Source organism: Nocardioides sambongensis (assembly GCF_006494815.1).
In the GTDB taxonomy this organism is placed as follows: domain Bacteria; phylum Actinomycetota; class Actinomycetes; order Propionibacteriales; family Nocardioidaceae; genus Nocardioides; species Nocardioides sambongensis.
Window position 1 is genome coordinate 2,807,377 of record NZ_CP041091.1, and the last position, 23,086, is coordinate 2,830,462.

The following is a 23,086-nucleotide window of genomic DNA, read 5'->3' on the forward strand; positions in this document are numbered from 1 at the left end:
TCAGGGCAGCGCCGTAGGCTTCGAGCATGCCCGTCGTGAAGATCAACGCCATCTCCGTCCCCCGCAGGCCGGCCCCGAGCTGGAGAAGCGCTTCGCCGCCCGAGCCGGCGCGGTGGAGAACTCCCCCGGGTTCCTCGGGTTCCAGCTGCTGCGTCCGACCGCCGGCGAGGACCGCTACTTCGTGGTGACCCAGTGGGCGGACGAGGAGTCGTTCGCCGCGTGGCGCGACGGCGACGCACGGGCGGCGCACGCCGCCGCCCCGGGCGAGGCGCCCAAGAAGCCGGTCGCCACCGGTGCGGATCTGCTCGAGTTCGAGGTCGCCCTCGACGTACGGCCCCCGGCCTGAGGCTGGCCCCCGGGCCTGTGAGCCCCGGGGCCTGGACGACCCTAGACGACCACGGTCGGCCGGCTCAGCCGGTTCAGAGCCCACCCGAGCAGGATCAGCACGGCCCCCATCGCGGCGACGAACGCCGCGACGCCGAACGCGACCACGGACGTGAAGAGGCTCGCGCGCAGGAACGAGGCGTCCATCACCGTCGTCCGCCGCTCGTCGTCCTGGTCGAGCTCGGCGTAGGTCTTGCCGTCGGCGATCCCCTCGGCGTGCTCGGCGATGATGTCCGCCTGCGCGAACGCGCTGAACGGACCGTCGACGTCGTCACCGGCGAGGAAGTCGGCATCGTCGGAGACGGTGATCTTCTCCGCCGACAGTGTCGAGGAGACGGTGACGTAGGCCGCCACGCCGGCGACCAGGAAGAACGCGCCCAGCACGATCAGCACGATCCCGATCGCCCGCACGCCCTTGTTCGTGTTGGTGCCCGGTCGGTGGTCGCCAGGTCGCGGTGCGGCGCTGTGGGCGCCGGTGGATTCGGTCATGCTGCCAGCCAACCAACCCGCGGGGCCCCGCGACAAGGGTCCAACGGCACCATCTGGGCGCCGGAGGCTCCTCAGCCGCCGGCGAGCTCGACCGCGCGGCGCAGATCGGCGGCGATCGGACGACCCGCGATCGCCGTGAGGAACGGCCCGACCCCGGCCCCGGAGACCTCGAAGACCGCCTCCACCCGGCACCCCCCGGCCCGCGGGAGGAAGTCCAGCGTCAGTGCCGCCCGCACCGGCCCGCAGCGTCCCTCCTCGGCCCACCGGACCCCGGGGTCGGCGACCGTCGTCCGCATCCGCGGACGGATGCCGGGAACGACCGTGACGTCGGTCCAGGTGGTGCCGGCGCCGAGCACCCCGCCCTGACCCGGTACGACGTCGGCGACCCGCCGCAGCGACGACTGCCAGGAGGGTCGGCGCGCCGGATCGGCGAGGAACGCGAACAGCGTCCCCGCGTCGACGGCGGCGTCCAGGACGACCTGGCGGGTCAGAGGATCTCCCCCGGTGCGTACCCGGCCGCCTCCGGGTGCCGCTGCGCCCACGCGGCGGCCCGGCGGCAGACCTCCTGGGTCTGCGCGACGGCGGCACCGGTGAACGCGATCGGCTCGGCGACCAGGCTCTCCAGCTGGGCGGGGGTGAGTCCGAGGCGCTCGTCGGCGGCGAGCTTGGCGAACACGTCGTTGTCGGCCTGGCCCTTGCGCATCGCCAGCGCGGTGCCGACCGCGGCCTCCTTGATCGCCTCGTGCGCGCTCTCCCGCCCGACGCCGTTGCGGACGGCGGCCATCAGCACCTTCGTGGTGGCCAGGAACGGCAGGTACCGGTCGAGCTCGCGCTGGATCACCGCGGGGAACGCGCCGAACTCGTCGAGCACGGTGAGGAAGGTCTGGAAGAGTCCGTCGACGGCGAAGAAGGCGTCCGGCAGGGCGACCCGGCGGACCACCGAGCAGGAGACGTCGCCCTCGTTCCACTGGTCGCCGGCCAGCTCGCCCACCATGGAGAGGTAGCCGCGGGTGACCACGGCCAGGCCGTTGACCCGCTCACACGAGCGGGTGTTCATCTTGTGCGGCATCGCCGAGGAGCCGACCTGCCCCTCCTTGAACCCCTCGGTGACGATCTCGTTGCCCGCCATCAGCCGGATGGTGGTGGCCAGGTTGGACGGCGCCGCGGTCAGCTGCACCAGCGCGGAGAGGACGTCGAAGTCCAGGCTGCGCGGATAGACCTGGCCGACGCTGGTCAGCACCCGCTCGAAGCCGAGGTGGGCCGCGACCCGCTGCTCGAGCTCGGCGAGCCGCTCGGCACCGCGCTCGGAGTCCTCGTCCCCGCCGAGCAGGTCGAGCATGTCCTGGGCGGTGCCCATCGGGCCCTTGATGCCGCGCAGCGGATAGCGGCCGAGCAGCTCCTCGACCCGCTCCAGCGCGATCATCAGCTCGTCGGCGGCGGTGGCGAAGCGCTTGCCCAGGGTGGTGGCCTGGGCCGCCACGTTGTGGCTGCGCCCCGCCATCACCGTCACCTCGTGCTCGCCGGCGAGTCGGGCGAGGCGGGTCAGGGCCGCGACACCGCGGTCGCGCAGCAGCGCCAGCGACTGCCGGACCTGGAGCTGCTCCACGTTCTCGGTCAGGTCGCGCGACGTCATCCCCTTGTGGATGTGCTCGTGACCGGCGAGCGCGGAGAACTCCTCGATCCGCGCCTTCACGTCGTGCCGGGTGACCCGCTCCCGGGCCGCGATCGAGGCCAGGTCGACCGCGTCGACACCGGCGTCGACGACCTTCCGGTAGGCGTCCACGACACCGTCGGGGACGTCGATGCCCAGGTCCTGCTGGGCGGTGAGCACCGCGACCCACAGCTGTCGCTCGAGCACGATCTTGTGCTCGGGCGACCAGATCCGGGCCAGGTCGGCGGCGGCGTAGCGGGTGGCGAGGACATTCGGGACCGTCACGGTGGGCGATTCTCCCACGAGGCCGGCTGTACGTCGTACCGGCGGCGACGGGGTGGGCACCGGAGCGCGCTGAGGCCCGGTGCTGCGGCATCAGTCCGGTGATCGCCTCGGCAGCGGCCGCACCATGACCAGGCAGCCGTCCTCGTCCGCGGCCCGCAGCCCGGTGAACCCCTGGCGCTGCAGCACCCGCAGGGCGGCGCGGTTCTCGGGGCGGACCCGGGCCCGGACCCGCACCGCGCGGCCGTCGACCTCGACGAGCAGCGCACCGAGCGCCTCGCCCATCGCGCCGTGGCCGCGGGCGGGCTCGACCAACCCGAAGCCGACCTCCACCTCCGCGACCCCGTCCGCGGCCTCCTCCGGCGGCGCGAAGAAACCGATCGAGCCCATCACCCGTCCGGCCCGCCGGGAGAGGACCGAACGTCGTCCCCAGGTGTCGCCGTCGACCCAGAGGCCGAGCACGTCCAGCTCGTCGCGGCGCGGGAAGTCCGGGTGCCACTCGGGGCGGCGATCGCCCGCGCGCAACGCGGCCGCCGTCGCCGCGTCCCAGAGCGGGAGGCGCAGGCGCTCGGCCTCCACGATCAACGGCAGCCCCGGGCGTGCGGAGCCGGCTCGCCCCTCACTCATCGAGGACGGCGGCGCCCTCGACCACCCCGAGCGGCTCGGCGGCGATGTCGGAGCGACGCTGCAGGCCGTCGAAGGAGATCAGCTCCGCGGCGGCGTAGGCGCGGGCCCGGGCGTCGGCGACGTCGTACCCGAGGGCGCGGACGGCGAGCACCCGGCCACCGGCGGTGACCAGCTCGGCCCCGGCCTCGGAGTCCGGGGCGTCGCGCAGCGCCGTACCGGCGTGGATCACGTCGACGTCGGTCACGCCGTTGGCGGCGCCGACCCCGGTGATCACGTCGCCCTTGGAGGAGCCCTCGGGATAGCCCGCCGAGGCCAGCACCACGGTCACCGAGGCGGCGTCGCGGAACCGCGGCTGCTCGACCTCGTCCAGCCTGCCCCGCGCGGCGGCGTGCAGCAGCGCGCCGAGGGGCGACTCGAGCACCGCCAGCACCGGCTGGATGTCGGGGTCGCCGAAGCGGCAGTTGAACTCGATCACCTTCGGGCCGGCGACGGTGAGCGCCAGGCCGACGTAGAGGCAGCCGACGAACGGCGCGCCGCGCCGCCCCATCTCGTCCAGGGTCGGCTGCACCACGGTGTCGATCACCGTCTGCGCGAGATCGGCGGGCGCCCACGGAAGCGGCGAGTAGGAGCCCATCCCGCCGGTGTTCGGGCCGCGACCGCCGTCGAAGATCCGTTTGAAGTCCTGGGCCGGCTGCAGCGGGTGCGCCCGCTCCCCGTCGCAGATCGCGAAGAGCGAGACCTCCGGTCCGGCCAGGAACTCCTCGATCACCACGCGTCCGCAGGCGGCGGCGTGCTCGAGCGCCTCGGCACGGTCGTTGGTGACCACCACCCCCTTGCCGGCCGCGAGCGCGTCGTCCTTGACCACGTACGGCGCGCCGAACGCATCCAGCGCAGCCGCGGCCTCCTCGGGCGTGGTGCAGGTGCGCGACCCGGCCGTCGGCACGCCGGCAGCGGCCATCACCTCCTTGGAGAAGGCCTTGGACCCCTCCAGCCGCGCGGCCGCGGCGGACGGCCCGAAGACCGCGATCCCGCGCCCCCGGACCGCATCGGCGACGCCACCCACGAGCGGCGCCTCCGGGCCGATCACCACCAGGTCGGCACCGATCCGCTGTGCCAGGTCGGCCACGTCCGAGCCGTCCATCGGGTCGACCGCGTGCAGCGCGGCGAAGGCGCCGATCCCCGGATTGCCCGGCGCCGCGTGGACCGCGCCGACCGCCGGGTCCCGGGAGAGCGCCAGCGCCAGCGCGTGCTCGCGGCCGCCGGTGCCGATCACGAGACAGGTCAGGGCGTGGGGTGCGGCAGTCACGGGAGACGATCCTACGAGCCGGTGTCGACCTGCTCCATCCGGTCATGTCCCCGGGTGGTGCCGAGGTCACGAGGCGGCCTGCCGACGGATCGGGTCAGACGCCCCGGCGGCCGTTGCGATCGATGTCGCACCGGACCGCCGGGGCTGCGCGCTGGACGCGCGCGGTGATGATCAGCGCACGCGTACCCGGGTGGTGCGGACGACGCCAGCGGTGTAGTCCGTGCCGCGGTAGGTGGCGGTGATCCAGTGCTTGCCCTTGGCCAGCTTCTTGGCCAGGACGACCTTCACCCTGCCGTTGTCGCCGATCACACCGCGTCCGGCGCGCTTGCCGTCCACGGCGACCTGGACGCGCCCGCCCGAGGTGCTGCCGGTCGAGGTCACGTGCAGTCGCACCCGGACGACCTTCTTGCTGGTGAGCTTCTGGGGCCCGACGACCATGCTCGCCTTGGTGCGGGCGGGGACCACGTCGATGGCGATCTCGCCGGTGGCGATGTCGCGACCGTCGGTCACCTGGTACTCCACGGTCTGCTGACCGGCGAAGTCGGGGGGCGCCTGGTAGCGGAACGTGGCGCCGGTGAGCTCACGGCCGTCGACGCTGTAGGTCAGCGTGTCGCCGTCAGCATCGGTGGCCTGGAGGCGCACGCGGCCGGACGCGCCGGACGCGACAGTCAGCTCGGCGTCCGCGGACTGGGGCGCGCGATTGCTGCCGGTGAAGGTGTAGGTGGTGCTGCCGACGGTGATCGCCTCGATCACGCCGTCACCCTTGACCCCGGAACCCAGGGACCACCCGGCGCTGATCACCGTCGCGCCCGGGAGCGCGGCGCGCCACTCGGCCAAGGTGCCGTTGAACGCCGATCCGTAGCCGCCCTTGTCGGAGGGGGCCATCGCCTTGACGGCGTCGGTGGAGCTGCCGGTCAGCCACCAGTTGGTGAGCCCGAAGTTCTCCTGGTAGAGCCTGGTGCCGTCGGCGTAGGTGCGCTCACCGACGAGAAGACCATCCGGTTCGCCGTCGCCGTCGACGTCGATCACCAGCTGCAGACCGGGCATCAGCCGGTTGTCGGTGCCGTTGGCCCGCCACTGCATGCTCGGCTCGCCGACCCGGGCCAGATCCTCACCGACGGTGAAGTATCCGGTGGCCTTGTCGGTGGAGGTGGATCCCTCGGTCCAGACCCGGACGCCCGAGGTCTGACGGAAGTCGTTGTGTCCCGTCGCGCGGGTGTCGGTGTGGACGACCTCGTTCGGGTACAGGGTGGTCGTCCTCCCCTCGCTCCTCGAGAAGAGGTAGTCGGTCGCACCGACGGTGAGCGAGTAGATGACGCCGTCACCCTTCACACCGGAGCCCAGCGACCAGCCGGCCTGGAGCACCTGAGCATCCGGGTAGGCCGCACGCCATTCGTCGAGGGTGCCGTTGAACTGACTGCCGCCGCCACCGGTGGTCGGCGGGGTGTTCGGCGCCGCGAAGACGGCCTGGTCGTCGATGCTGCCGACCCACCAGTTGCCGCCGTAGACGGCCTCGCCGACCAGCACGCCGTCGATGTCACCGTCCCCATCGAAGTCGGTGGCCAGCTGGAGCCCGGGCTGCGCGCTCTGGCTGCTGCTCCACTCCATCGCGGGCTCGCCGACAGCCGCCAGCGGAAGGTGCACGTCGAAGTAGCCCGCGGCCTTGTCGGTGCTGGTGGAGCCCTCGGTCCAGACCCGGACCCCGTCAGCGCGGAAGTCGTTGTGTCCGGTGGCGCGGGTCGCGCTGGTCGTGACGTCGACCGGCGTCAACACGACCTGCTCGGGGCGGTCGCACGCGGCTCAGGGGCGGCGGTGGCGGCGGCCGTGCCGAGGACGGTCAGCCCGGTGGCGGCCACGGCGCTCGCGGCGAGCACACGCGCCGTACGGCGCGGTGAAGTGGATGCAGACATGAAGGAACCTCTGTGATGCGAGTGGTACAGAACAGTGGGCGACACCGAGAGCTCGGGTCGCGCCGGATGGCGACATCAGAGAAACATGCGCCCCCGACAGAACGGCACACGACGCCGCCACCGGAGCCGAAAACCGTCCGGTCGACGGCCGCGTCCCGACCCGAAATGACTAGTCACCGGCGTCGACAGGTTTCCGGCCCGCCCCGGCCGGGTGACTCAGCCCTCGTGCCCGGCGAGGTTTGGACGTGCTGCAATACGCCAGAATCCCCACAACGCACTTCGATCTCGACAGGGAGTCCTCCATGTTCGTGCCGCGCGTCGGCGAGGAATTCGGCCGCTACCGTCTCGATCGCCTGATCGGCCAGGGCGGGATGGGGATGGTCTTCGCCGCCACCGACCTCCGACTGCACCGCACGGTCGCGCTCAAGGTCATCACCGGCGCACTGGCCGCCTCCGACGAGTTCCGGGACCGGTTCCAGCACGAGGCGGAGGCGCTCGCCCAGCTCGACTCGCCCTACGTGGTCACCATCCACGACCACGACGAGATCGACGGCACTCCCTACATCGTGATGCAGTACGTCGACGGCACCGACCTCTCGACCCGCCTCCGGGCGAGCGGTGCGCTGCCTGCGCGGACCGCGCTGCAGATCGCCGCGCAGTTGGCCCGGGGGCTGAGCGACGCGCACCGGCGCGGCGTACTGCACCGGGACGTGAAGCCGGCCAACGTGCTGCTGCGCGGCCTGGACCAGGACGACCCGCACGCCTACCTCTGCGACTTCGGGATCGCAAGGTCCGAGGGCATCGACGGCCCCGCCCCGACCGCCACCGGGATGGTGGCCGGCACCGGGAGCTATCTGGCCCCCGAGCGGGCGGACGGTCACCCGGCCACCCCCGCCAGCGACCTCTACGCCCTGGGCTGCGTGCTCTGGGTGGCACTCACCGGATCGGAGCCCTACAGCGGCACCGAGGTGCAGATCGCCCTGGCCCACCAGCGTGCGCCGGTCCCGCAGCTGACCGGGACCACCCCGCTGATCGGGCGGCTCAACGCCCTCTTCGCCGGGCTGCTCGCCAAGGACCCGGCCGACCGACCGGACTCGGCCACCGTGCGCACCGAGCTGGAGGCGCTCGCCGCCGAGGCGCCGACCACGCCGCTCACGCTGGCGCTGCCTCCGCAGGGCACCGCGCTGCGCGGACTCGCCGCTCCCCCGCCCCCGCCGCCGCCCGCCGGTGCCCCGGTGGGCGGTGCTCCGGCGGCTGGTGCTCCGGCGGCATCGGGCTCCACGCGCAAGCGGTCGCGGTGGCCGATCCTGGTCGGCGTCGTGGCGGTGCTCGCCCTGGTCGCCGGTGGCCTGGTCCTCGCGCTGACCCGCGGCTCGGACGACGCGGACGCGACCGCCGAGGACGAGGACAGCCCGGCCGAGTCGGTGGCCGGCGACACCAACGGCGACGGCTACGGCGACCTGCAGATCCACCAGGGCCGGCTTGACGCCACGGCGCCGCTGTCGGTGTGGACCCTGCCCTCCACCGGGATGCAGTTCGGCAGCGCCGACCGGGTCGGCGCGCTGGAGGGCGTGCCGCACCTCGGCGACCTGGACGGCGACGGCGTCGACGAGCGGGTGTGGATCGACGCGAACACCGACGACACCGAGCTGGCCATCGCGATCCAGACCATGGACGGCGACCAGAGCTCCACCAGCCTCGAGGTCGACCCGGAGTTCGAGTTCAGCGGCTACGCGAACCACCTGGCCGACGTGGACGGCGACGGCGACGACGACCTGGTGATGATCGGCACCCCCTACGGCTCCCCGGACGTGATCTTCGTGGCCCTCGCCGACGACGGGGAGCTGGGCGAGCCGACCCAGTGGTACCAGGGTGGCGACTCCGGCGGCTTCACCTGGTCCGGCGACGTCGACGGGGACGGAGCCGACGAGGTCATCGTCTACTTCCAGCCCGAGGACCAGGACAAGAACGAGACCCTGACCGTCCTCGACGCCGAGGACGCGAAGTTCGTCGCCGCCACCCCCCGGGAGCTGCGCGACGCGGCGGTCAACCCGTATGTCACCAGCTGGCTGATCGGCGACGTCGACGGCGACGGCACCGACGAGCTCGTGGTGGAGTCGGGCGTGCGGCGCGGGCTGTGGGTCTACCGGTTCACCGACGGGCAGATCGGCGCCCGGGAGGAGTGGGCCCGCACCAACCGGTCCCGCGAGGAGGCCCGCGACCAGATCTACAACAGCGGGATCATCGGCTACGCGCTCTCCGACGTCGACGGCGACGGGGACGAGGACCTGATCCAGGTCTACGAGGCCACGAAGCAGGAGACCGCCCTCGGCGTGACGGTCCGCATCTCCGACGGCGAGTCCTTCGCCGACGAGGTCGACTGGGGTTCGCTGGAGTGCGGCGAGGAGTGCGACGACATCTACTCCCCGCTGTACTGACGCACACCCAGCGCCCCCGGCAGACCCGTCGAGTTGGGGGTTCGGGCCCATCGACTTGGGGGTTCGGGCCCGTCGAGTTGGGGGTTCGGGCCCGTCGAGTTGGGGGTTCGGACCCGTCGAGTTGGGGGTTCGGACCCGTCGAGTTGGGGGTTCGGACCCGTCGAGTTGGGGGTTCGGACCGGTCGAGTTGGGGGTTCAGACATCAGGCCTGGGCTTGCGACCTCTCGGCCCCGACCTTGCGACCTCTCGGCCGTGGGCTTGCGACCTCTCGGCCGTGGGCTTGTGACCTCTCGGCGGGGGTGGGTGGGGCAGGTCAGCGCAGCGGGTGTCGGACCACGGCCTGCTCGCGCTCGGGACCGACGCCGACGACCGAGATCCGGGCGCCGGAGCGCTCCTCGGCGAACGTGACGTAGTCCTGGGCGTTCTTCGGCAGGTCGGCGAAGTCCCGGCAGCCGCTGATGTCCTCGGACCAGCCCGGCAGGTACTCGAAGACCGGCGTCGCGTGGTGGAAGTCGGACTGGTTCACCGGCATCTCGTCGTGGCGCACACCGTCGACGTCGTAGGCGACGCAGACCGGGAGCTGCTCCAGACCGGTCAGCGTGTCCAGCTTGGTCAGCACGAAGTCGGTGACCCCGTTCACGCGCGCGGCGTAGCGGGTGATCACGGTGTCGAACCAGCCGCAGCGGCGGGGCCGGCCCGTCGTCGTACCGAACTCGTGGCCGGCGTTGCGCAGGAACTCGCCGTTCTCGTCGTGCAGCTCGGTCGGGAACGGCCCCTCGCCGACACGGGTGGTGTAGGCCTTGGCGATCGCGATGACCTGGTCGATCCGGGTCGGCGGGATGCCGGAGCCGGTGCAGGCACCGCCGGAGGTCGCGCTGGACGACGTCACGAACGGGTAGGTGCCGTGGTCGACATCGAGCAGCGTGGCCTGGCCGGCCTCGAGCAGCACGGTCTCGCCGCGGTCCAGCGCCTCGCCGAGCAGCAGCGTGGTGTCGCAGACGTACGGCGCCAGCCGGTCGGCGTGCGCGAGCAGCTCCTCCACGGTCTGCTGCACGTCGGGCGCGCGACGGTTGTAGACCTTGGTGAGCACCTGCCCCTTGAGCTCGAGCGCCCCTTCGACCTTGGCGGTCAGGATCTTCTCGTCGAAGAGGTCCTGGACCCGGATGCCGATCCGGTTCATCTTGTCGGCGTAGGTGGGGCCGATGCCGCGACCCGTGGTGCCGATCCGGCGGCTGCCGAGGAACCGCTCGGTCACCTTGTCCAGGGTGCGGTTGTAGTCGGCGATGACGTGCGCGTTGGCGCTGAGCCGGAGCCGCGAGGTGTCGATGCCGCGTGCCTCGAGGCCGTCGATCTCGTGGAAGAGCACGTCGATGTCGACGACGACGCCGTTGCCGATCACCGGGGTGGTGCCCGGGGTGAGGATGCCGCTGGGCAGCAGGTGGAGGGCGTACTTCTCCTCGCCGATGACCACCGTGTGGCCGGCGTTGTTGCCGCCGTTGAACTTCACCACGTAGTCGACCTGGCTGCCGAGGTGGTCGGTGGCCTTGCCCTTGCCCTCGTCGCCCCACTGGGCTCCGACGATCACGATCGCGGGCATGTGCTTGCTCCTTCGCTCGGGACGGAGTCCCTCCGGGCCGCGTGACCCGGCTGCTCAACGCACCACTGTTGGGTTCGGTTGTTCGGTTGCGTGTCCTGACAAGCAAACAGCCCCGGCAAGACCGGGGCTCTTGCGGCCACACGCTACCAAAACCCCTCCCGTCGCCGCGCCTCCTCGACCAGGACCCCCGCTGCACCCTGGACGTGACGGGGTCGGTCCGCCATCCTCTTCTAGAACACGTTCCAGTTCTTGAGGAGAATCGATGACCGCCAGCAGGGACGCCATCCTCGGCACCATCCAGCGCTACGTCGACCTGGTCGCCTCCGGCACCTCGGCCGACGTCGTCGCGCTCTACGCCGACGGGGCGACCGTCGAGGATCCGGTCGGCAGCGAGGTGCGCACCACCCGCGAGGCGATCGCGGAGTTCTACGGCGCCCTGGACGGCCTGGAGCAGGAGGGTCGGCTGCTCCACGTCCGGGTGGCCGGCAACGAGGCGGCGTTCGCGTTCGAGCTGGTGACCAAGGCCGGGGATGCGACGTACACGCTGGCGCCGATCGACGTGATGACCTTCGACGACGACGCGCGGATCACCAGCATGCGTGCCTTCTGGGCCGGCGAGGACATGGTCGTCGCCGGGGGCTGACCCTCCGGCTCAGCGCAGCTGGTGGGCGATCTCGGCCACCACGGCGCGGGCCAGGTCGGCGGAGGTGTCGGTGGGGTGCTCGGGGACCACCACGTGGACGTCGCCGGCGGCCAGCAGGTCGAGGGCACCGACCCGTTGGGCGCGGGCCATGTCGGCGGCGCGGCCGACGTCGCCGTACACGATCACGCTGGCGCCCTCCGGCGGCAGCGGGGAGAGCCAGCCGCGGCTGGTCGCCATCACGGTCCGGGCGGGGAGCATCGCCAGGGCGCCGCCCCCGCAGCCCTGGCCGAGGATGACCGAGACGGTGGGCACCGTCATCGTCACCAGGGTGGCGATGCAGCGGGCGATCTCACCGGCGATCGCGCCCTCCTCCGCCTCCGCGGACAGCTCCGCCCCAGGGGTGTCGACGACGGTGACCAGCGGCAGTCCGAGCTCCTCGGCCAACCGCATCGCCCGTCGCGCCTCGCGCAGCGCCCCTGGTCCCATCGGCGTCGACGCGCCCTGCCGGCTGCGGTCCTGGCCGACCAGCACGCACGGCAGGCCGTCCAGGCGGGTCAGCGCGATCAGCACCGAGTCGTCCCGCTCACCCTCGTCGGTGCCGCGGAGCCGGATGGTGCCGGGATCGGCACCGTGCTTCACCAGGTCCCGTACGCCGACCCGGTCGGCGCGCCGGGTCCGGTCGATGTCCTCCCAGACGTCGTGCTCCACGCGGTCGCCGGCCAGCAGCGGCGTACGCCGCTCCAGCGCCGGCGGCACCGCCGGGTCGACGAGCACCGCGAGGGCGGCGTCGACCAGCGCCGGCAGGTCCTCGGCGGCGACGACGGCGTCGATCACTCCCTTGGCGGCCAGGTTCTCCGCGGTCTGCACCCCTTCGGGGAACGCGCGACCGTGGAGCGCCTCGAACACCTTCGGCCCCAGGAAGCCGACGAGCGCGCCGGGCTCGGCGACGGTGACGTGGCCCAGTGATCCCCAGCTGGCGTAGACCCCGCCGGTGGTCGGGTGCCGCAGGTGGACCAGGTAGGGCAGCCCCGCCGCGCGGTGCTCCATCAGCGCCCGGCTGATCTCGATCATCTGCACGAACGCCCGGGTGCCCTCCTGCATCCGGGTCCCGCCGGAGGCGGTGGAGGCGAGCACCGGCAGGCCCTCCGCGGTCGCCCGGCGCACCGCTGCGGCGATCCGGTGGGCCGCGGCGGTGCCGATGGACCCGGCGAGGAAGCCGAACTCGTTGACCACGAACGCGACCGGTCGGCCCCGCACCGTCCCGCGGCCGGTGAGCACGGACTCGTCGGTGCCCGCCCTGGTCGCCGCCGCCCGCAGCTCGGCCCGGTACTCCTCCGGGTGGCCGGAGATGTCGATCGGCTCGTCCCAGGACCGATAGCTCCCCTCGTCGAGGACGAGGTCCACCAGCTCGCGCGCGGTCCAGCGTCGTGTGCTCCCCATGGGCCGACCCTAGACGCGCGGAGCACCGGTTGTAACTCGGTGTTACACCACGGACGGCGGGTCGGGGCGACCGTGCGGCCGACGGTGCGGCCGACGGTGCGATCGACAGTGCGGCCGGGGACGCGGCGGGCACGCCCTAGAGTTCGGCCTGTGCCCGACGCCCCCGCTTCCCGCCTGCTGGTGATCGCCAACGACAAGGCCGGCTCCACCGCCGAGGAGACCGTCGAGGCGGTGCTCGAGGTGCTGCGCAGCCACGCCGAGGTGGAGGTCGCCCGGACCTCCTCCCCCGAGGACCTCGACGACCTGCTCACCGGCACCGAGGCGCTGGACGAGTGTCGCGTGGTGGTGATCGGCGGGGACGGCAGCATCCACGCCGTGATGGCCGCACTGCACCGCCACCACCTGCTCGGCGGGGTGGAGGTGGCGCTGGTGCCGATGGGGACCGGCAACGACTTCGCGCGCACGCTCGGCCTGCCGCTGGACGCCGTGGCCGCGGCGCCGATCGCCGCCACCGGGACCGCCCGCCCGGCCGACCTGGTGGTCGACGACACCGGAGCGGTCACCGTCAACGGTGTGCACGTCGGGGCGAGCGCGGAGGCCGGCGAGCGGGGCGCGGCGTGGAAGGAACGGCTGGGCCGGGTCGGCGTCGGCCGCGTCAACCTGGGCAAGCTCGGCTATCCGATCGGCGCCCTGCTGACCGCGGTCGACCCGCCGATGCGGCGGCTGCGGGTCGAGGTCGACGGCAAGGTCGTCCACGACACCGACCACCGGGTGCTGATGGTGGCGCTCGGCAACGGCGCCTCGGTCGGCGGCGGCACCGAGCTCACGCCCGCGGCCGACCCGCACGACGGCCAGGTCGACGTACTGATCGCGACCCCGGCCGGGGTCTGGTCCCGGCTCCGGGTCGCCGCCCTGCTCCCCTTCCGCCGTCATCCCGAGGACGCCGACGTCCAGATGCTGCGCGGCAGCACCATCACCATCGCCGCGGACGCGGGTGACGACTTCGACGTCAACAGCGACGGCGAGATCGACGGTCCGGTACGACGCCGCACCTGGCGGGTGCTGCCGGGCGCCTACCGGGTCGTGGTGCCCGGCACGCAGGACGCCGCCGACCCCTCGGCCTGACGACGGTCGGGGCCGGTCACTCCTCGAGCCGCAACCAGGTCAGCACCGCACGCACCCGTCGGTGGTCGTCGTCGGCCAGCGGCAGGTCGAGCTTGGTGAAGATGCTGTTGATGTGCTTGGCCACGGCCTTCTCGCTCACCGCCAGGTCGGCGGCGATCGCGCCGTTGGAGCGCCCCTCGGCCATCCGCGCGAGCACCTCGCCCTCCCGCGGGTGAGCCGGTCCAGCGGCTCCTCCCGGTGCTGCGCCATCACCGAGGCCACCACCTCCGGGTCGAGCACGGTCCCGCCGGCCAGCACCCGGCGCACCCCGTCGACGAACTCGGCGACGTCACCGACCCGGTCCTTGAGCAGGTAGCCGACGCCGCCCGCGCCGCCGGCCAGCAGCTCGCGCGCGTAGAGCTGCTCGACGTACTGGGAGATCACCATCACCGGGAACCCGGGCCGCTGGGCGCGGACCGCGATCGCCGCCCGCAGGCCCTCGTCGGTCTCCGTCGGCGGCATCCGCACGTCCAGTACGGCGCCGTCGGCGGCGGGGTCCCGCAGCGCCCGGTCCAGCTCGGGGGCGTTGTCGACCGCGTGCAGCACCGTGAAGCCGTGGCCCTCGAGCAGCTGGGTCATCCCGGCCCTCAGCAGGGCATGGTCCTCGGCGAGGACGAGTCGAGGTCGTTCGTCGGGCGCAGGGCGCACGGCACCTCCAGGGTGATCAGGGTCGGGCCGCCGGGCGGGCTCGACACCGCCATCGTGCCGTCGAAGGCGGACATCCGTCGCATGACGCCCCGCAGTCCGGTGCCCCGCGCCGGGTCGGCGCCCCCGGCCCCGTCGTCACCGACGACGGCGCGCAGCCGACCGTCGGCGTGCTCCAGGGTGACCCAGGCGTGCTCGGCGCCGGCGTGCTTGCCGACGTTGGCCAGGCACTCGGCGACCCCGAAGTAGAGGGCGGACTCCAGCGGCGCCGGCGGCCGGCCGGTCAGCCGCGCCCCGACCCGGACGTCGATCGGCAGGTCCAGGGCGATCGCCTGCACCGCCCCGACCAACCCGCGGTCCGCGAGCACCGGCGGGTGGATGCCGCGCACCACCGAGCGCAGGTCACCGATCGCGGCTCCCGCGGTGCTCCGGGCCTCCCGCACCAGGCGCCGCGCGGTCTCCGGATCCTCGTCGAAGGCGGCGTCGGCCATCCCCAGGCTCATCGACAGCGCGACCAGCCGCGCCTGGGCGCCGTCGTGCAGGTCCCGTTCGAGCCGCCGCAGCTCCGCGGCCGAGTGGTCGACCAGGTCGGCGCGGGTCTCGGTGAGGTGCTGCACCTGCTGCTCGAGCTGGCCGGTGCGCCCGTAGGCGAGGAAGAACCGGTCGAAGTGGGCACGGGCGGTCATCAGCGGAGGGGTCAGGAACCACCACACCACGCCGGTGGCGACGCAGAGCAGCAGGATCACCACGACCAGGGACACCACGATCCCGACCACCGGGGCGACCACCAGCCAGGCCAGGTCCCGCCAGGTCATCGGGTCCGCCACGACCACCCGGATCGTGCCGATGAGGTCCCCGCGCGGGTGCGGTCGGTAGGGCACCGGCACCGGGGCGCCGAGCACCTGGGCCGCCATCGCCCGGTGCCGGTTCGCGATCCAGCGGGTGGCGGGGATGCAGACGGCGAGTACGGCGATCCCCACCCAGACCAGGGCGAGCACCAGACCGGCCACCCACAGCACGACCATCACGATCATCACGATCGCGAGGAGGAGCTGCACGACGGCATAGCCGGTCAGTCGGAGCTGGCGCACGCGCCCATCCTCGCGGATCCGCCGGATCGGGGCAGTGGTGTCTGCACCACCGTCGAGCCGGTGTCTGCACCACCGTCGAGCCGGTGTCTGCACCACCGTCGAGCCGGTGCTGGCACCACCGTCGGGCGGGGGCTGACGCCCCTGACGAACGGCCCGGACGGCTCGAGGCTGGAGGTGACCGAGACGACCCGATCCTGCTCAGCGAGGAGACCATCATGGGCAACCCCCTCACCGCCGTACCGATGCGGGCGGCACGCTGGAGCGCCGAGCATCCGTGGCGTGCGATCGGGGCCTGGGTCGCCCTGGTCGCGTTCGCCGTGGGCCTGGCGATGGCGATCCCCACCGCCGAGACCACCGACGCCGACTACCGGGTCGGCGAGTCCGGGCGCGCCGACGCGATGCTCGCCGAGGCGGACCTGCACGGTCCCGACACCGAGAGCGTGCTGATCACGGCCGACCCCGCCGACACCGCCCTCGACCGGCAGGAGGCCACCGCCGTTGCAGCGGAGGTCACCGCGGCGGCTCGCGAGGTCGGCGACGTCGCTGCCGTCGGCGCACCGCAGTGGGACGGCGACCGGACCGCTCTGCTGGTCCCGATCGAGATGACCGAGGACGCCGAGGACGCGGCTGCGCTGCAGGCCGCGGTCGACGACGTCGCCGCCGCGCACCCCGGGCTCCAGGTCCGCGAGGCGGGAGACCTGAGCATCGACGACGCGATCGACGAGCGGGTCGGTGAGGACCTGCGGACCGCCGAGGTGACCAGCGTGCCGGTCACCCTGGTGCTGATGCTGCTGGCCTTCGGCGCCCTGATCGCGGCCGGCATCCCGGTGCTCCTCGCCGCGACCAGCGTCGCCGCGACGATCGGCCTGATGGCGCCGCTCTCCCACCTGGTGCCGTCGGACCCGACGGTGGCCAGCATGATCGTGCTGATCGGGATGGCGGTCGGTGTCGACTACTCGCTCTTCTACCTCAAGCGGGAGCGGGAGGAGCGGGCCAGGGGCAGCAGCACGCTGGAGGCCGTGGAGATCGCCGCGCAGACCTCCGGGCACTCGATCCTGGTCTCCGGCGGCGCGGTGATCGCGGCGATGGCCGGCCTCTTCCTGGTCACCGACGCGACATTCAACTCGCTGGCCACCGGCTCGATCCTGGTGGTCGCGGTCGCCGTGCTGGGATCGATCACGGTGCTCCCCGCGCTCCTGGTCAAGCTGGGCCGGTGGGCGGACCGGCCACGGGTCCCGCTGCTGTGGCGCCTCAACCGGCGACTCACCGACCGTCTCGGACGGGGCGGGATCAGCCGGAGGCTGCTCGGCCCGGTGCTGCGGCACCCGGCCGTCGCCCTCCTGCTCGGCGGCGCGGTGGTGGTCGGGCTCGCGGTGCCCGCGCTCGGCATGACCACCCACACCAGCACGCTGGAGACCCTGCCGACCTCGATCCCGGAGGTGCGGACGGTCGCGGAGCTGAGCAGCCGCTATCCGGCCGAGGAGGGCGCCGGCGCCACCGTGGTGGTCCGCTCCGAAGGCGCGTCGGCGGCCGAGATCGACGCCGCCCTGGCCGAGCTGTCCGCCGCTGCCGCGACCGACGACGACTTCGTGGCGTCGGGCCGCGGGGTGACCACCTCCGCCGACGGCACGACGTCCACCCTGGCGCTCGGCCTGCCCTACCCGGAGACCGACGAGCGGGTGGACGACGCCCTGCGCGACCTGCGCACCGACCTGGCCCCGGCCGCGCTCGCCGACCTCGACGCCGAGTACGCCGTCGGCGGCCCGGCCGCGGAGAGCCTCGACTTCTCCGAGCGGCAGAGCGGACGGCTCGCGCTGGTGGTCGGCTTCGTGCTGCTGCTGACCACGTTGATCATGCTGCTGAGCTTCCGCAGCCTGGTGCTGGCCGGGATCTCCTCGGTGCTGAACCTGGCCTCGGTCGGTGCCGCGTTCGGCGCCCTCACGCTGGTCTTCCAACACGGCTGGCTCAGCGGGGCGCTGGACTTCACCAGCCCCGGCTTCGTGATCGACTGGATCCCGCTCTTCGTGCTCGTGGTCCTGGTCGGGCTGTCGATGGACTACCACGTCTTCGTGCTGAGCCGGGTCCGTGAGCACGTGGCCGCCGGCCTGCCCACCCGGGTGGCGGTGGCCCGCGGGTGGCCGACACCGCCGGCGTGGTGACCAGCGCGGCGGCGGTGATGGTGTCGGTCTTCGCCATCTTCGCGACCCTGTCGATGATGGAGATGAAGATGCTCGGCGTCGGGCTCTCCTTCGCGATCCTGCTCGACGCCACTCTGATCCGGCTCGTCATCCTGCCCGCTGCGCTGGTGCTGCTCGGCGACCGCGTGTGGTGGCCGAGCCGCCCCACCCGGCCGACAGGTGCGCGGGTGGTCGAGACCGAGCCCGGCTACGCCGGATCGCCGTCCGGCGAGGGGCCGCGGACAGGTGTGCTCGTCCGGGAGGCCGGCGACGGCCGTGGATGGTCCGCCGAGCAGCGGTGAGTCGACACCCGGCCCGCCGGGGTCGGCCTCGGTCGGGCGATGGCTCGGGTCGCCCGATCGGGCCATTGCGGCGGTCCGGGCCCGACGGCACACTGTCCGGAAGCTCCGGTGCCGGTGCCGTTCTCGGGCCCTGTCCAGATGGAGGTCTGGGATGGATGTGCTCCGACGCCGCTGGGTGGTCCTCGGAAGCGGACTGCTGCTGGCGCTGGCAGGCAGCGTCTCGGGCGGGACGACCGCTACCGCCCACCCCGGGGACCCACAGGCCGACCCGGCTGCCCGGCCGAAGGCCAATCCCGCCCCGCGGATGGTGGCCGCGGTCGCTCAGGACACCGACCGGGACGATCGCATCGACCGCATCCTGGTGCGCTGGAGTGAGACCGTGCGGCACCGGGCGGACAGCGACGGCAGGTACCCGTTCGTCGTACCGGGCTATGCGATCCGGTCGGTCGGCGCGGCCCGTGGCCGCACCGTGCTGCTCACCCTGCGCGAGCAGTCCGCCACCGACGTGGGATCGCGTCCGAGCGTCCGATACGCGACGGTGCCCAAGGCCGGCAAGCCGGTGACCGACCGCCAGGGCAAGCAGGCGGGTCGGCAGGTCATCAGGGTCGCCCGCGCGTTGGACCGGGACGGGGACGGCTACGTCGCGGGCGACTGCGGGCCGGCCGACCCCGCGATCCACCCGGGCGCAACGGACCTGCCGGACGTCGCCTTCGCCGATCTCGACTGCGACGGCATCGACGGCATGCGCTCGCGCGCCGTCTTCGTGTCACCGACCGCCGCGGACGGTGCTCCCGGCACGATGAGCGCTCCGGTCAGCCTGCGCGGCGCTCTGCTGCTGACCACCGCCTCCGCCGGGCCCGACCAGCTCCTGCTCACGACGGGCGCCCACCCGGTGCCCGACCAGTCGCGGGCCCTTCCGGCGGACGTCGGCCTCTACGGCGGGTACGACGCGGACTGGGCGCGGACCACGACACGCTCCTCGCTGACCGTCGGTGCCGGTGGCCTGGTCGCCGACGACGTCCGGGGCGTCGCGCTGCAGCTGGTCGACGTGGTCGCGGCCGGCGCCGTACAGCCGGGCGGGTCCTCGACGGCGCTGGTGGTGCGCGACGGCGCCGACGTGCTGGTGGAGCACTCCAGCCTGACCGCGGGCGCAGGCGCGGCGGGGCCCGCCGGTGCCACCGGGAGCGCCGGGCAGCCGGGATCGCTCGGCAGCCCGGGCGGTCCCGGATCGTGCGACGGCAGCATCAACGCGTTCGGCGGACTCGGCGGCACCAGTCCGGCCGGCGCCACGGCCGCCGGCGGCCGCGGCGGCAACGGCGGCGTCGGGGCGGCGGCCGGCCGGCCCGGGTCCACCGGAGCAGGGAACGGCGGCGCGGGCGGAGGCGGCGGCGCCAACGGGACCACCGGCCAGGCCGGCGCCAACGGGTCGCCGGGACAGGCCGGCAGCTCCGGCACCCCGGGGCCGCGGTCCGCGGGCGCCTTCACCAGCGACGGCTGGGCGCCGGCGGCCCCCGCCTCGGGCGAGCGGGGTGCGCCGGGTAGCGGTGGAGGCGGCGGCGGAGGAGGAGGAGGCCAGAGCGGCCCCTTCCTCAACGGCACCGGCAACGGCGGGGGTGGCGGCGGCGCGGGCGGCCAGGGCGGAGCCGGTGGCACCGGCGGCCGGGCCGGCGGGGGGTCGATCGGCGTGCTGGCGTGGGACGCCACGATCACCCTCCGCGACGTGACCGTGACCGCCGGCACCGGTGGCCAGGGCGGCGCCGGGGGCCAGGGCGGGGTCGGCGGCACCGGTGGCTCCGGTGGCCAGGGCGGCGGTGCCTGCACCAACGAGGTGGGTCGCGGTGGCAACGGGGGCGTGGGTGGCGCCGGCGGTGGCGGCGGCGCCGGCGGTGGCGGGAACGGCGGACCGAGCATCGCGCTGGTCACCTGGAGTGCCACCGTCGCGCTCGAGGAGGGCGACCTGCGGGCCGGCACCGGCGGCGCGGGAGGCGCCAGCCCCGCCGGGCCCAACGCCGGCCTGGTCGGCCCGGCGGCCCAGCGACTGGACCTGGCGGACTGATCCGGGCTGAGCGGAATCGGCACGCCCCGTCGCGGGCACTAGGCTTGGCCGACGTGGCACGCGGAGCACGAGACCAAGACCCCAGCGACTGGGTGACCCGGACCGCCGACCTGGCGCTGCGGCACGCCGAGACCGTCAACGGCGGCACGCTGCCGGACCTGGTCACCTGCGCGTCCGGGATCAGCCCGTCGGGCCCGATCCACCTGGGCAACCTGCGCGAGTTCCTCACCGTCCACTTCGTCGCCGAGGAGATCCGCCGCCGCGGCATCGACGTGCGCCACCTGCACAGCTGGGACGACTACGACCGGTTCCGCAAGGTGCCGGCCGGCGTCGACCCGTCGTGGAACGACCACATCGGACGGCCGCTGACCGCCGTGCCCGACCCGACCGGCGAGTTCGCCAACTGGGCCGAGCGCTACAAGGCACCGCTGCGCTCCGCGCTGGCCGCGATGGGCTGCGAGATGGTCGAGGTCGACCAGACCACCATGTACACCGCCGGCACCTACCGGGAGCAGGTGCTCACCGCGGTCCGGCGGCGCGGCGAGATCGAGAAGGTGCTCGCCCGCTACCGCACCAAGAAGCCGGCGGCCGTCGAGGGCGAGGGCGAGTCCACCGCCGAGGACGACGACACCGGGCACGGCGCCAGCGAGGACCTGGCCCGGTTCCCGTTCAAGCCCTACTGCCGCGGCTGCGGCCGGGACACGGTCACCCTGACCTCCTACGACGACGAGACCACCGACCTCGGCTACACCTGCGACGTCTGCGGCGGCTCCTTCGTCACCAACCTGGCCACCCAGGACGAGGGCAAGCTGGTGTGGAAGGTCGACTGGCCGATGCGCTGGACCTTCGAGGGGTCCACTTCGAGCCGGGCGGGGTCGACCACGCCAGCCCGGGGTCGTCGTACACGGTCGGCAAGGACCTGGTCGGCCCGGTCTTCGGCGGCAGCGCCCCGTCGTTCGTGGGCTACTCGTTCGTGGGTGTCGCCGGGATGCCGAAGATGTCCTCGTCCAAGGGCGGGGTGCCCACCGCGGCCGAGGCGCTGCGCATCCTGGAGGCGCCGATCCTGCGGTGGCTCTATGTGCGACGTCAGCCGAAGCAGGCGTTCAACGTCGACTTCGGGCAGGAGGTCCTGCGCCTCTACGACGAGTGGGACGCGCTCACCAAGAAGGCCGCGATCCCGGAGAAGCGGGACGCCGCCGTGCTGGCCTGGGAGCGGGCGTCGGCCACCGGCTCCGCGGGGCGGCTGGCGACCCCGAAGGTGGTCGTGCCGTTCCGGCTGCTCTCCTCGGTCGCCGACGTCACCGCCGGGTCGCTGGACCTGATCTCGAGCACCGTCGGCAACGTCGGCCATGCGCACGACTCGGTGGACGACCTGGAGCCGCGGCTCTCCAAGGCGGCCACCTGGATGACGTCGTACGTCGACCCCGAGGACCGCACCACCGTCCGCGAGTCCCCGGACGCCGAGCGCCTCGGCGCACTCTCCGACGACGAGTCACGGTGGCTGCAGATCCTGGTGGACCGGTTGCCCGACTCGTTCGACACGGTCCAGGCCGGCGACGAGCTCACCGCGCTGATCTACGGCGTGCCGAAGCTGGCCCGCGGGCTGAGCCTCGACGACGCGCCCACCGACGAGGTGAAGGCGGACCAGAAGACCTTCTTCCGGCTGCTCTACCAGCTGTTGGTCGCCGCCGAGCGCGGTCCGCGGCTGCCCACGCTGTTCGCGGCGCTGGGGGCGGAGCGGGTGCGGACGCTGCTGACCGTCCCGGCCTGATCGCTCGCTGACGAGCCCGAAAGGCCGACTCGACGGGCCCGAAAGGCCGACTCGACGGGGCCGGAGGCCCGATTCAACCCGGGCGGCGGCGGACCAGGAGGCCGATCAGCGGGGTGAGCGCGATCGCCAGGAAGACCCGGACGAACTGCAGGGTGAGGATCAGCCCGATCTGCTCGCCGGAGTCGACCGCGACGGCGACCACCGCGGGCAGCCCGCCGGGCGTGGTGGCGAGGTAGCCGTCGATCCGGGGATGCCCAGCGCGTCCGCGAACACCAGGCCAATCGCACCGCAGGCCAGCACTGTCAGTGCCACCTGCACCAGTGCCAGCGGCAGCAGCCGGGACAGCCGCCGCAGCCGATCGGGAGTGAAGCTCAGGCCCACGTTCGCACCGACCACGGTGAAGCCGACGGCGACCACCCATCCCGGCACCCGCGCGTCGGCGAACCAACCCGAGAGCTCCAGCGCGCTGGCGACCACCAGCGACCACAGGATCGGGGCCGCCGGGAAGCGGATCAGCCGCGCCAGCAGCAGGCCGCCGAGCACCGCGCAGCCGGTGAACAGGTGCTGGGAGACCAGGTCCGTCGGCGCCTCGTCGGGGAGCACGGCCCCACCGGCGTCGCCGAGCAGCGGCGCCACCAGCGGGACGCTGACCAGCACCACCACGACCCGCAGATACTGCACCGCCATCACCGTGGCCTCGTCCGCCCCGAACTCGCGGGCGGTCAGCGCCACCCCCGAGGCGCCGCCGGCGACCGAGGCGAAGGCCGCGGTGGCACCGTCCACGTCGCGGTCCAGGCGCAGCACCTGACCGACCAGCAGCGAGACCGCCAGCGTGGCCAGGACGCAGCCGAGCACCAGCACCGGGTCGCCGAGGACGGTGTCCAGCACGTCCTCGTCGAGGCTGGACCCGGCCGCGACACCGACCAGGCAGAGCCCGCCGACCCGCGCCGGCTCCGGCAGCGCGAGCGGGGTCGGAGCCCGCCACGCCAGCACCCCGCCGGCCAGCAGGGCGGCGAAGAGGACCGGCGACGCGGCCCCGACCCACCACAGCACCAGCGCGGTGGCGGCGTAGACGGCCCCCGCGACGATCCACAGCGACCGCGGCGGACGGCG

At 73.5% G+C, this 23,086-nt stretch carries 18 protein-coding genes and 3 pseudogenes; 8 read left to right on the forward strand and 13 right to left on the reverse strand.

The annotated features are described in order from the left end of the window. The first annotated feature begins 26 nt into the window (after positions 1-26). Positions 27-346 (forward strand): annotated as a pseudogene (locus tag FIV43_RS13270) (antibiotic biosynthesis monooxygenase family protein). 41 nt (positions 347-387) lie between these two features. Here the strand turns inward: FIV43_RS13270 and FIV43_RS13275 are convergent. From FIV43_RS13275 to FIV43_RS21050, 7 genes are all read right to left on the reverse strand, one after another. Next, complete coding sequence (locus FIV43_RS13275) at positions 388-873, reverse strand: aromatic ring-opening dioxygenase LigA (protein WP_231123295.1); 486 nt, start codon at positions 871-873, stop codon at positions 388-390. Between the two features lie 71 nt (positions 874-944). Next, positions 945-1,415 carry an SRPBCC family protein gene (locus tag FIV43_RS13280; protein ID WP_196780790.1) on the reverse strand — a complete coding sequence of 157 codons (471 nt, stop codon included), beginning with the start codon at positions 1,413-1,415 and terminating at the stop codon, positions 945-947. After that, entirely contained in the window at positions 1,361-2,809 is a 1,449-nt protein-coding gene (purB, locus tag FIV43_RS13285) for an adenylosuccinate lyase (RefSeq protein WP_141014522.1), read from the reverse strand. The genes FIV43_RS13280 and purB overlap by 55 nt, the downstream gene beginning before the upstream one ends. Before the next feature lie 90 nt (positions 2,810-2,899). Then, positions 2,900-3,433 (reverse strand): GNAT family N-acetyltransferase, encoded by a 534-nt coding sequence (locus tag FIV43_RS13290; protein ID WP_141014523.1) that lies wholly within the window; start codon positions 3,431-3,433, stop codon positions 2,900-2,902. Next, positions 3,426-4,718 (reverse strand): phosphoribosylamine--glycine ligase, encoded by a 1,293-nt coding sequence (gene purD, locus FIV43_RS13295; RefSeq protein ID WP_141015938.1) that lies wholly within the window; start codon positions 4,716-4,718, stop codon positions 3,426-3,428. Before purD ends, FIV43_RS13290 begins: the two co-directional genes overlap by 8 nt. A 192-nt stretch (positions 4,719-4,910) precedes the next feature. Further along, positions 4,911-6,509, reverse strand: a complete 1,599-nt coding sequence (locus FIV43_RS13300; RefSeq protein ID WP_141014524.1) for an Ig-like domain-containing protein — start codon at positions 6,507-6,509, stop codon at positions 4,911-4,913. Continuing rightward, positions 6,506-6,649, reverse strand: coding sequence for a hypothetical protein (locus tag FIV43_RS21050; protein WP_181407480.1), 144 nt, complete (start codon positions 6,647-6,649; stop codon positions 6,506-6,508). Before FIV43_RS21050 ends, FIV43_RS13300 begins: the two co-directional genes overlap by 4 nt. Positions 6,650-6,951: 302 nt before the next feature. Here FIV43_RS21050 and FIV43_RS13305 point away from each other — a divergent pair, with 302 nt between their 5' ends. Beyond that, the gene (locus tag FIV43_RS13305) at positions 6,952-9,087 is read left to right on the forward strand and encodes a serine/threonine-protein kinase (RefSeq protein WP_141014525.1); all 2,136 of its coding nucleotides are present in this window, start codon (positions 6,952-6,954) and stop codon (positions 9,085-9,087) included. 313 nt (positions 9,088-9,400) lie between these two features. On the opposite strand, the gene FIV43_RS13310 is transcribed toward FIV43_RS13305, so the two are convergent. Continuing rightward, positions 9,401-10,684 carry an adenylosuccinate synthase gene (locus FIV43_RS13310; RefSeq protein ID WP_141014526.1) on the reverse strand — a complete coding sequence of 428 codons (1,284 nt, stop codon included), beginning with the start codon at positions 10,682-10,684 and terminating at the stop codon, positions 9,401-9,403. Between the two features lie 262 nt (positions 10,685-10,946). Here FIV43_RS13310 and FIV43_RS13315 point away from each other — a divergent pair, with 262 nt between their 5' ends. Beyond that, positions 10,947-11,327, forward strand: coding sequence for a nuclear transport factor 2 family protein (locus FIV43_RS13315; RefSeq protein ID WP_141014527.1), 381 nt, complete (start codon positions 10,947-10,949; stop codon positions 11,325-11,327). 9 nt (positions 11,328-11,336) lie between these two features. On the opposite strand, the gene FIV43_RS13320 is transcribed toward FIV43_RS13315, so the two are convergent. Continuing rightward, the gene (locus FIV43_RS13320; protein ID WP_141014528.1) at positions 11,337-12,767 is read right to left on the reverse strand and encodes a carboxyl transferase domain-containing protein; all 1,431 of its coding nucleotides are present in this window, start codon (positions 12,765-12,767) and stop codon (positions 11,337-11,339) included. Positions 12,768-12,917: 150 nt separating this feature from the next. Here FIV43_RS13320 and FIV43_RS13325 point away from each other — a divergent pair, with 150 nt between their 5' ends. Next, positions 12,918-13,892, forward strand: a complete 975-nt coding sequence (locus FIV43_RS13325; RefSeq protein ID WP_231123297.1) for a diacylglycerol/lipid kinase family protein — start codon at positions 12,918-12,920, stop codon at positions 13,890-13,892. Positions 13,893-13,908: 16 nt separating this feature from the next. Here FIV43_RS13325 and FIV43_RS24065 read toward each other — a convergent pair whose 3' ends face one another. The 3 genes from FIV43_RS24065 to FIV43_RS13335 are packed head-to-tail and all read right to left on the reverse strand — an operon-like array spanning position 13,909 to position 15,667. Continuing rightward, a complete protein-coding gene (locus FIV43_RS24065; RefSeq protein ID WP_456237730.1) occupies positions 13,909-14,076 on the reverse strand; it encodes a LuxR C-terminal-related transcriptional regulator in 168 nt (55 codons plus the stop codon). Continuing rightward, entirely contained in the window at positions 14,028-14,510 is a 483-nt protein-coding gene (locus tag FIV43_RS13330) for a response regulator (RefSeq protein ID WP_456237731.1), read from the reverse strand. The genes FIV43_RS24065 and FIV43_RS13330 overlap by 49 nt, the downstream gene beginning before the upstream one ends. Positions 14,511-14,518: 8 nt before the next feature. Then, complete coding sequence (locus FIV43_RS13335) at positions 14,519-15,667, reverse strand: sensor histidine kinase (protein ID WP_196780791.1); 1,149 nt, start codon at positions 15,665-15,667, stop codon at positions 14,519-14,521. Positions 15,668-15,882: 215 nt separating this feature from the next. Between FIV43_RS13335 and FIV43_RS13340 the strand changes: the two genes are divergently transcribed. From FIV43_RS13340 to lysS, 4 genes and pseudogenes are all read left to right on the forward strand, one after another. After that, on the forward strand, positions 15,883-17,826 hold the full coding sequence (locus tag FIV43_RS13340) for an MMPL family transporter (RefSeq protein WP_269204013.1): 1,944 nt from the start codon (positions 15,883-15,885) through the stop codon (positions 17,824-17,826). Next, on the forward strand, positions 17,802-18,146 hold the full coding sequence (locus tag FIV43_RS23190) for an MMPL family transporter (RefSeq protein ID WP_269204014.1): 345 nt from the start codon (positions 17,802-17,804) through the stop codon (positions 18,144-18,146). Before FIV43_RS13340 ends, FIV43_RS23190 begins: the two co-directional genes overlap by 25 nt. 151 nt (positions 18,147-18,297) lie before the next feature. Continuing rightward, positions 18,298-20,202 carry a putative metal-binding motif-containing protein gene (locus FIV43_RS21055; RefSeq protein WP_181407481.1) on the forward strand — a complete coding sequence of 635 codons (1,905 nt, stop codon included), beginning with the start codon at positions 18,298-18,300 and terminating at the stop codon, positions 20,200-20,202. Positions 20,203-20,294: 92 nt separating this feature from the next. Next, a pseudogene (gene lysS / locus FIV43_RS23845) lies at positions 20,295-21,973 on the forward strand (lysine--tRNA ligase). Positions 21,974-22,046: 73 nt separating this feature from the next. On the opposite strand, the pseudogene FIV43_RS22510 reads toward lysS, so the two are convergent. Beyond that, positions 22,047-23,026, reverse strand: a pseudogene (locus FIV43_RS22510) (AbrB family transcriptional regulator). Between the last annotated feature and the right edge of the window lie 60 nt (positions 23,027-23,086).